The organism is Leptodesmis sp., from assembly GCF_052746595.1.
Genome location: NZ_JBRAGO010000140.1, coordinates 1 through 9062, shown reverse-complemented (window position 1 = coordinate 9062; position 9062 = coordinate 1). Strand labels below are relative to the sequence as shown.

The following is a 9062-nucleotide window of genomic DNA, read 5'->3' as shown; positions in this document are numbered from 1 at the left end:
TGAGGCTTCGCATACAGCGCGGGACTTATAGCTCCCCGAACCCCTCAATAGTTAACAAACTGCAAAATACGCGCCAATCTCTGATTGATTCCTGCCATAAAATCACTAAAGCAGGACTGCAAATTATGTCTGGCTTCATTATGGGCTTTGACGGCGAGAAGCCAGGAGCTGGCCATCGCATTCGGGACTTTATTCAAGACACGGGCATTCCGCAAAGCCAATTTAGTTTGCTCCAGGCGTTGCAAAATACCGCTATGTGGACTCGCCTGAAGCAGGAAGGACGCTTACAAGATGGACTGGGTACATTCCACCAGGGAGCGATCATGAACTTTGTGCCTACCCGCCCCGTAGAGGAAATTACCCGTGAATACATTGATGCCTTCTGGGAAATTTATGAACCGGAACCCTACCTGAAGCGCACCTTCCGCCATTTCATGATGATGAACGGCTGGCGGGGTAAGAGCGATCGCCCCATTACCAGAGCCGAGTGGAGGCTATTCATGAAATTGCTATGGCGGCAAGGCATTGTGCGATCGGTGCGATTCCGCTTCTGGTGGCAATTGGTGGCGATCGCCCTGTTCAAACCTCGCCTGCTGGTGGAATACCTGGCAATTCTGGGGATTGGCGAACACTTCTTCAACTACCGCTATGAGGTGAGAGGGCAACTGGAGCAGCAACTGGAAAACCTCAAGGCGATGCAGCAAAAGCAACTGGAAGAGGATATAGAAAACCAGGAACATGCAATGGCTTCTGGAGCGATCGCAACCGAATTGACCGCTCAGGCTCGTTAATTCATCTACAAAAATTGGGTGGGCAACTGCCCACCCAGCTTACATCCTGCATTCAATTGGACTTTACTTATTGGGTTGAGGAGTCAGCCGCAGATAAGGCTTGATCTCTGTAACCCCTTTGGGAAACTTCTGCTTCGCTTCTGCCGTAGGAATAGAAGGAACCACCACACAATCGTCTCCATCCTTCCAGTTCACTGGAGTAGCGACACTGTAATTATCGGTTAATTGGAGAGAATCAATCACCCGCAAGATTTCTTCAAAGTTGCGCCCGGTGCTGGGGGGATAAGTAATCGTCAGCCGTAGCTTCTTCTGAGGATCGATCACAAACACAGTGCGAACCGTCACTTGTGCGTTAGCATTGGGATGGATCATGTCATAGAGATCCGATACCTTCTTGTCTGCATCTGCCAGGATTGGATAGTTGACTGTTACATTCTGAGTTTCGTTAATGTCACCAATCCAGCCTGCATGAGAGTCTACATCATCAACACTGAGGGCAATCACTTTCACATTGCGCTTGTCAAACTCAGGTTTGAGCTTTGCTACTTCACCCAGTTCAGTGGTGCAAACTGGAGTATAGTCAGCCGGGTGAGAAAACAACACAACCCAGCTATCACCCGCCCAATCATAAAAATTAATTTCGCCTTCGGAAGACTGTTGAGTAAAGTTTGGAACGGTATCACCAAGGTGAAGAGACATAACCGATTAATTCCTTGTACTTCTTTTCAGGTTGCAAGAGTTGCACTGAAAAATGCATTCTTAATAATGCCATAGAATCCCGGTTACCCGGTCGGAGTTTAGATCTATTCATGATCACCTAATAAAATTCGAGGAAACATCATAATATCTTCTCTGTTTTAGTAGAAAATACCTTGGAGCGATCGCGGCAGAGATTAGCTCAAAAAGTTACCCTAGCAACTGAAGTTGCAGCTATGGCGAGAAAACCAGCCAACGCAGGTTACTGAAAATCTTGATTGTATTGAGTCTGCGTCAACAGAGTGGGTGAGTGTAGTCGCGGTTTTAACCGCCAGATGCTTTATGGAAAATTGGAATAAATTAAATCCTGAATTCAGAACTTAAAATTCTCCTTCCCTATCCCCTGTTATTATTGGACTCGTAACCTCCCTTCTTCACCTGGGGCTGTAGCTCAGATGGATAGAGCGAGCGCCTCCTAAGCGCTAGGCCGCGCGTTCGAGTCGCGCCAGTCCCGTCACTAAGAAAGCCCCTAAACAAGAGATGCGATTCCATGTGAAAAAATTTTAGGGCAATTGAGAGACATTGCTTGGGAAATTGAATACAACTAAACTAGCTTCCAGTTGCCCTAAGAATAAGCAAGTCCTTAGAAATAAGCCATTCCCCTGATGAAGCCTAGACTCGGAAAGAGTTAATCGCCCCCAAACTTAAGGCTGCAGCATGGGCTCTGAGACCTACTAAAGGAGAAGTTCGGTTTGAAATGTCTCTGGGTGGGTATGATGTAGCCGACATTTCGCACTTCCAACTGATACATTGAAATTAATACAGAGGTTCTATTTCTCAGATGAGGATTGGGTAAGATTAGGAGAGTCAAGGCTTAGAGGGTATGGCGTGATCGGGCAATTTGCCAACTCAGAAGAACCACTGGAATTAATCCCACCAAAATAATCAACAAGGCCGGTAGGGCCGCTTCAGCGAGTCGTTCATCAGAGGCCAGGTTGTAAACCCGAATCGCCAGCGTATCAAAGTTAAACGGACGGATGATCAACGTGGCGGGGAGTTCCTTCATCACATCCACAAACACCAGCATTGCCGCTGTCAACACCCCTCCCCTTAATAGCGGAGCATGAACCCGCCATAAAGTTGTCAATGAACTGTGGCCTAAGCTGCGAGATGCATCATCTAGACTGGGCTTAATTCCCGTGAGACTGGATTCTACACTGCTAAAAGCTACGGCGAGAAAGCGGACGAGATAGGCATAAATCAGGGCAGCGATCGTCCCACTCAACAGCAAGCCGGTAGAAAAGCCCAAGGTCGATCGCACGACTGCATCGATCGCTCCATCCAACGCGCCTAACGATACCAAAATCCCCACTGCAATTACCGATCCGGGGACAGCATACCCCATCGCCGCTACCTGAGTCGCCAACCGCATTCTCCGCCTGGGATGCACGCGCAAACCATAAGCTAACAGCACCGAGAGGAAAACTGCGATCGCCGCCGCCAACACCGCTAGAGTGATACTGTGAACCGCAAGGTTCCCTAACTGAGGTTGAGAGCCTGCCGGGGCAGCCGTTGGAAAATCCTGATCTGAGTTGGATGTAGCAGGTTCCAGGGCCATCATCAACAGCACCCCTCCTGGAATCAGCAGGCCCAGAGTGACGGGCAGCAAGCAGAACAGGAAAGCGGCGATCGCTCGCCAGGAAACCAATTGGTAGCCCGGCAGCTGATGAATGGCATTGGCTGTTTGATAATACCGGGCCTGCCCGCGTGACCACCGTTCCAGGCCAATCAGACTCAGCACAAATAACAGCAACAGAGCAGAGAGTTGCATCGCGGCTGGCCGTTCTCCTAACCCAAACCAGGTACGGTAGATGCCTGTGGTGAAGGTATCCACGCCAAAAAACTGCACCGTGCCAAAGTCATTCAGAGTTTCCATTAAAACCAACGCCAATCCTGCTGTCATGGCAGGCCGAATCAGTGGTAACGCAATGGTGAAAAAACTCCGCCACGGGCTACAACCCAGGCTGCGACTCGCTTCCAGAGTACATACGGCTTGCGATAGAAAGGCCGTTCGAGCCAGCAAATAGACATAGGGGTACAGGGTTAAAGTCAACATGACAATCGCGCCTGCCAGCGATCGCACATTGGGAAACCAATAATCCTGCATATCCTGCCAGCCAAACCATTGTCGGAGAGCAGTTTGTACTGGCCCATAATACGCCAGCAACTCCGTATAGACGTAGGCCAGTAAATAAGCTGGAGCCGCCAGGGGTAACAATAAGGCCCACTCAAACACTCGCCGGCCGGGAAAGCGGCACATCGTTACCAACCAGGCCGTACTCACTCCGATCACAATCACCCCAATCCCGACTCCCACCATTAACCCCAAGGAGTTCACCAGATAAGTTAGTAGTACCGTCGCGACCAGATGATTCCAGGTCGCCGTAGAGTTCACGAACAAACCTGCCAAAATCACCAACACCGGAGCCGCAATCAACCCCGCGATCGCCAGCACCAACCCCATCCATCCAATGAATTTCCCTCGCTTCACCCGCGATCGTGCCAATCCCAACCTGTAACCTGTCCCTTCACCCATTCACTCATCCACCCACCTACTCACCACCCCACCCACCCCTTCATCCCTTCACTCCTCCACCCTCTCCCGTCTCTAACTGAGAAGAATTCCGATATTTACTGTACTATGAGGCCAGAATTATTGATGATTAATCTCAATAAACAGATCCGTCATAATGACATTAACATTCATGGAGCAGTCTGAAATTTTACGTCTGGACACCGTCACCAGACAATTCTCGAAACACCTATCTCCCGCCGTCAATCAGGTTTCCTTCAGCCTGCAAGCCGGACAGATCCTGGCCTTACTGGGAGAATCGGGCTGCGGTAAAACCACTCTACTGCGCCTGATTGCCGGATTTGAACAGCCTCAGAGCGGCTTTATTGAGTTAAATGGTCGGGTGGTTGCGGGTCAAGGCCAGTGGGTTCCTCCAGAACATCGGAATGTGGGGATGGTGTTTCAAGACTATGCCCTGTTCCCCCATCTGACCGTCGCCCAAAATGTTGCCTTTGGGCTGACACAACCGCGTCGAGGTGGTCATACGCGCTATTTGTCACAACCACTCCGGGAACTGGTTGCTGATGCGATCACCCTCGTCGGCTTGCAGGGACTAGAAGACCGCTACCCTCATCAACTATCGGGTGGGCAACAACAGCGAGTCGCCCTAGCCCGTGCGCTGGCTCCCCGTCCGGCCCTGATTTTGTTAGACGAGCCCTTGAGTAATCTGGATGCTCAAGTGCGGTTGAGATTACGAGAAGAAATTCGGACGGCCCTGAAAGCCACTGGCACATCAGCCGTGTTCGTTACCCATGATCAGGAAGAAGCTCTATCGATCGCAGATCGGATGGCCGTCATGCGCCACGGGTGGATTGAACAGTTAGATACTCCAGAAATGATTTATCAGCATCCCGCCTCCCGCTTCGTGGCTGAATTTGTGACTCAAGCCAACTTCCTGCCCGCCGTTCTCAAAGACGAAGTATTCGAAACCGAAGTCGGTTATTTTTCCATTCCGAACCCCTCTACAATCCAAAATCCAAAAGCCGAAATCCAAAATGGTACACGCACAGACTTGATGATTCGCCAGGAAGACCTCCACCTAGAGCCTGATGAGGCTGCTCCTGTGGTCATCCGCGATCGCCAATTTTTAGGTCGAGAGCATCGCTATTGTTTACTAACGCCCTCCGGACGGGAACTTCATGCTCGCACCACACATCAACGCTTGTTGCCTGTGGGAACCCGCGTTAAACTCAGCGTGGCAGCAGCGGCTTTACAAATCTTCCCTTGTCAGGATTAAGTTTTCTTGACAAGTAGAGTCAATAGATCTAAACTGAAATTTTACTCATCAAATAGGCTTGCTGAATCTGCGATCGCCACTCCATCACTCGATTTCTCAGTGGTTCCGCTAACCAGCGATCGTACTGAGGATAAATTGGTAAACGTGGGGCTAACTGCCAACCTGCCGTTTGTAAAATGCTGGCTAATTCTGCATCCACAGGATGAGGATAGTCGGGATTGACTTCATCTCTGGGGCCAATTCCTCCCAGATCTCTAGCTCCAGCATCCAGGCAAGCCAGCAAATGAATGGAATTCTGAACCAAATTCGGCGGCACCTGTAAGGTAATATCCTCTGGCAGAACTTGGCGAGCGATCGCTACCACCTCTATGAGTTCCTCCGGACTACACCCCTTATGATTCCATACCTCCTCCCGTCCGGGACTGTAAGGTTGGATAATCACTTCCTGAATATGTCCCCATTGTTGATGCATTTGGGCGATCGCGTTTAGGGTTTCCAGGCGATCGACGGCTGTTTCCCCAATTCCTACCAGCAGCCCTGTAGTAAACGGAATCTGTAATTCTCCAGCCCAAATTAATTGTTGCAATCGGAGTTCTGGCACTTTGCTGGGAGCAAATCGGTGAACGGTGTCCAGCAGCGTAGGAGTCATCTGCTCCAGCATCAATCCCATTGAGACGTTAACAGCTTGCAAGCGCTGCATTTCCTCAAAGCTGAGTGGCCCCACATTCGTATGAGGCAAAAATCCCAGGGAAAGCGCCAATTCACATAAGGCATAAATATGCTCAAACCAGGCAGCCCGACGAGTACTCTGAGGATGCACCTCACCGCTCAGGATCAAAATCTCAATGATCCTCATCCCCCATCCCCCATGCCCCATCCCCGCTCCCTGATTTTGCAGCGATCGTAGGACTTCCTCTGCCGCCTGAGCCGTTAACCAGGAATCCTCTCCCGGATCTCGCCGAAAGTTGCAATAGGCACAGCGATTGAAACACTCATAGGTAGGAACCAGCGTGTAGGCCGGACTGTAAGTTACAGTTCGACAACCCACACTCGCAGAAACTTGAGCAGACATCAGGAAAACTATGAATTATGAACTGCAAAACCCAATTCATCATTCATAACTCATCAGGCCCCTTCAAAGCACCAGAATCTTTTCTTCTCCCTGGTAGCTTCTGCATTTGGCATAGATATTCTTAACATGAGTCTTCACGGTATTCAGACTAATTTGCAGAATTTTGGCAATATCCTGATACGTATATTCCTTACGTAACAGTATCCAAACTTCTGCTTCACGTTCCGTCAGGTCATATTTTTTCTGCTGGATCCGCATCTCTTGTTCCATCACCTCATCACAATTTTCCAGGAATACCACAATGAAGGATTGATCAACAGAAAATCCAGTTGGGGTTTCGCTTGCCTGTTGTGCTGGGGAAAGTGGATTGACCGTAGATAGGGATTGTGGCGTTGAGGCGGATACCAGCCAACGAGCACTGATCCGTAGGGAGATATTACCGGACCGTCCGTCTCTAATAAAAAGAGACGCCAGGTTTGGAGCACTATCTCGAATTAAGCGATAACAAGCCTCAGCAACCGAATCTGGCACATTAGCCGTAGCCAGGTCTACACCCATGTGGGTCTGGCATACCTCCTTCGCCTTGGAATTCCAGTAAATCGGTTTCAGACTGCGGGACACAACCATCACCCCCTGAGGCAACAATTCCAGCACACTACTCCACATTGCTCCCACATCAAGGGGAACTGCAGAAGGACAGGCGGAAAAACTGGAGGCGGCTTTCTGTCCAGACAGATAGCTGGAAGAACGACGGGCCGCAAGCCGGGGAGTCTTACCATCGATCAGCCGCTGGGAGGCTCGATACCTGGACAACGACCCAACTGAGGAATAGAACTCGGAGGAGGGGGCAAAAACGGGGGCAGTCATAACTAATAATCTCCTAGCAAACTGAGATTATTGTGAAGCTTGTTCCCATGAAGGCACAATGAGCGCTCCGCAACCGGCACAAAAGGAATGAAGAAGGATCATTTCAGCTGCAGAAAGATGAAACAGGGTGAAGTAGAGTGAAGTTTTTGTTTTCCCACCTTCCCCTTGAGCGAACGGGTAGTTAATAATGATGTCTAATTTGCAGCAAAAGCACTTCCTTCAACCGCAATCCAGCGGTGAGAGGCACAGGAAATCCTTTAACTTCACCTTTAGTCTCTACATTGCGGATTCTCATCTGAAATCCCTGAAAAGTACTCACCCGTTTGCGGCAATTTTTCTTTCACGTCCGTTAAATAAATTACTGTCGTTCCTTCCCTACAGCACTTTTACATCCCCTTGCAAACACTTGAATGAAATCCTTTAAATCAAGTTCTGACTTGAGTCTTGCCTTGGAGCCAGAAAATCTGGATCATTTTTTTCTTCTGAACATCAACAGGAATACATCTCAGCTTTACTAGAGCGGGGTGGTCTAACTCGTCGTCGGGCTGAGTGCTTCGTGCGGTTGTGGGCTGATTTATTGTTGAAGGAGAGCCTGCGATCGCCCCAACAAACACCCACACCGTTGACTCAGCTTCACCCAACGGATGGTCTGGTTTCCTGTACTCACCGGGAAGCAGCGGAACTGTTTTATGGCGATCAGAATCGCGGGAGCAATCGAGCTGCCGGCATGATGATCGATCAATTAGTAGCTCTCGGATTGCTGGAAAAACGGTTTGATGGCCAAACCCTCTGCCTGAAGATTCGGCCTCTACCTGAGTTAAAGGTAGAGGCTAAACGCCCAGAGCCGATCGTTCTCCAGGCGGATAGCTTTAATCCCCGCACCGATGCAATTCCCGTTGCTGGGCTAATTCGGCAAACCTATGCGATGGCCGCAGACGATACCCCTGCCAGCCCTCAACGCATTGCCCGCATTCTGCGGCAATGGGCACAGGAGTACCCTCTGGGTCTACGAGTGTTGCGCCGTTGCGACAATCTGAATCCTGTTGGAGTGGCTATTCTCTATCCCACCGCCTATGACTCAGAGGAGATATTTTCTCGGCCACCCAGCAAAAGCTTCTATCTCACCTCGAATCTGGAAGTCGATCCGGTCAAAATGGCTCATCCCGGCGATCCAAGTTGTTCATCTATCTATATCCGGGCCTGGATCATCGACCCAACATTCCTGCAGCATCGGTATATTTGTGAATTCCTGCGCGACACCCAGCAGACATTAACGCAAATGCAGGCTGACTTTCCCAACCTTTGCGATCTGTATTCGCCAGTGATTCACCCCCTCTACGAAGAATTAAGAATTGCCCTGGGGTTCCAAAAAACCTGTGAAGACCGAATGCCCTTCTACTGGGCCTATCTTTCCCTCGATCGCTACCTGGCTCTGGATATTGAACAAGCACTCACTAGCTTCAAATTGGCCCACACACCCAGAAATTAAGGTCGCGATCGACCAGTGAGATCGCTTTACATTTCTTTATACAAGGATTCAGACTGGATTTTTTTTAGCACATAAAAATTCCTCAAGTAGCCTGCTGGCTCGTAATTGAATCACTCCTGGAAAAATGAGAGAAAACTTAATTTGCCGCTTTACAAAAAGCAATGAAGAAGTTTAAACTACTGGCAAGCGGTGAAAACCGCCCACATTATTCCAAGCTACATCAAGCACTTATTACGGAACTATGACCACAACCTTACAACGCCAAGAGCGTTCCAACG

At 49.6% G+C, this 9062-nt stretch carries 7 protein-coding genes and 1 tRNA gene; 4 read left to right on the top strand and 4 right to left on the bottom strand.

The features are described from left to right. A partial coding sequence (locus ACUVQO_RS21170; protein WP_445927809.1) for a DUF4070 domain-containing protein occupies window positions 1-791 on the top strand: 791 nt, incomplete at its 5' end. 63 nt (window positions 792-854) lie between these two features. Here the strand turns inward: ACUVQO_RS21170 and ACUVQO_RS21165 are convergent. Continuing rightward, window positions 855-1490: a peroxiredoxin gene (locus tag ACUVQO_RS21165; protein ID WP_445927808.1), complete on the bottom strand. Its 636-nt coding sequence runs from the start codon at window positions 1488-1490 to the stop codon at window positions 855-857. A 437-nt stretch (window positions 1491-1927) separates the two neighbouring features. Between ACUVQO_RS21165 and ACUVQO_RS21160 the strand changes: the two genes are divergently transcribed. Further along, window positions 1928-2001: transfer RNA gene (locus ACUVQO_RS21160), tRNA-Arg, on the top strand. A 360-nt stretch (window positions 2002-2361) separates the two neighbouring features. Here ACUVQO_RS21160 and ACUVQO_RS21155 read toward each other — a convergent pair. Continuing rightward, window positions 2362-4083, bottom strand: coding sequence for an ABC transporter permease (locus ACUVQO_RS21155; RefSeq protein ID WP_445927807.1), 1722 nt, complete (start codon window positions 4081-4083; stop codon window positions 2362-2364). Window positions 4084-4252: 169 nt separating this feature from the next. Between ACUVQO_RS21155 and ACUVQO_RS21150 the strand changes: the two genes are divergently transcribed. After that, on the top strand, window positions 4253-5356 hold the full coding sequence (locus tag ACUVQO_RS21150; protein ID WP_445927806.1) for an ABC transporter ATP-binding protein: 1104 nt from the start codon (window positions 4253-4255) through the stop codon (window positions 5354-5356). Window positions 5357-5384: 28 nt separating this feature from the next. Here the strand turns inward: ACUVQO_RS21150 and cofG are convergent, their stop codons facing one another. Beyond that, window positions 5385-6428, bottom strand: coding sequence for a 7,8-didemethyl-8-hydroxy-5-deazariboflavin synthase subunit CofG (gene cofG / locus ACUVQO_RS21145; RefSeq protein WP_445927805.1), 1044 nt, complete (start codon window positions 6426-6428; stop codon window positions 5385-5387). A gap of 63 nt (window positions 6429-6491) precedes the next feature. Next, the gene (locus ACUVQO_RS21140) at window positions 6492-7295 is read right to left on the bottom strand and encodes a helix-turn-helix transcriptional regulator (protein ID WP_445927804.1); all 804 of its coding nucleotides are present in this window, start codon (window positions 7293-7295) and stop codon (window positions 6492-6494) included. 556 nt (window positions 7296-7851) lie between these two features. On the opposite strand from ACUVQO_RS21140, the gene ACUVQO_RS21135 reads away from it, so the two are divergent. Continuing rightward, a complete protein-coding gene (locus tag ACUVQO_RS21135; RefSeq protein WP_445927803.1) occupies window positions 7852-8784 on the top strand; it encodes a hypothetical protein in 933 nt (310 codons plus the stop codon). Window positions 8785-9062 lie beyond the last annotated feature (278 nt).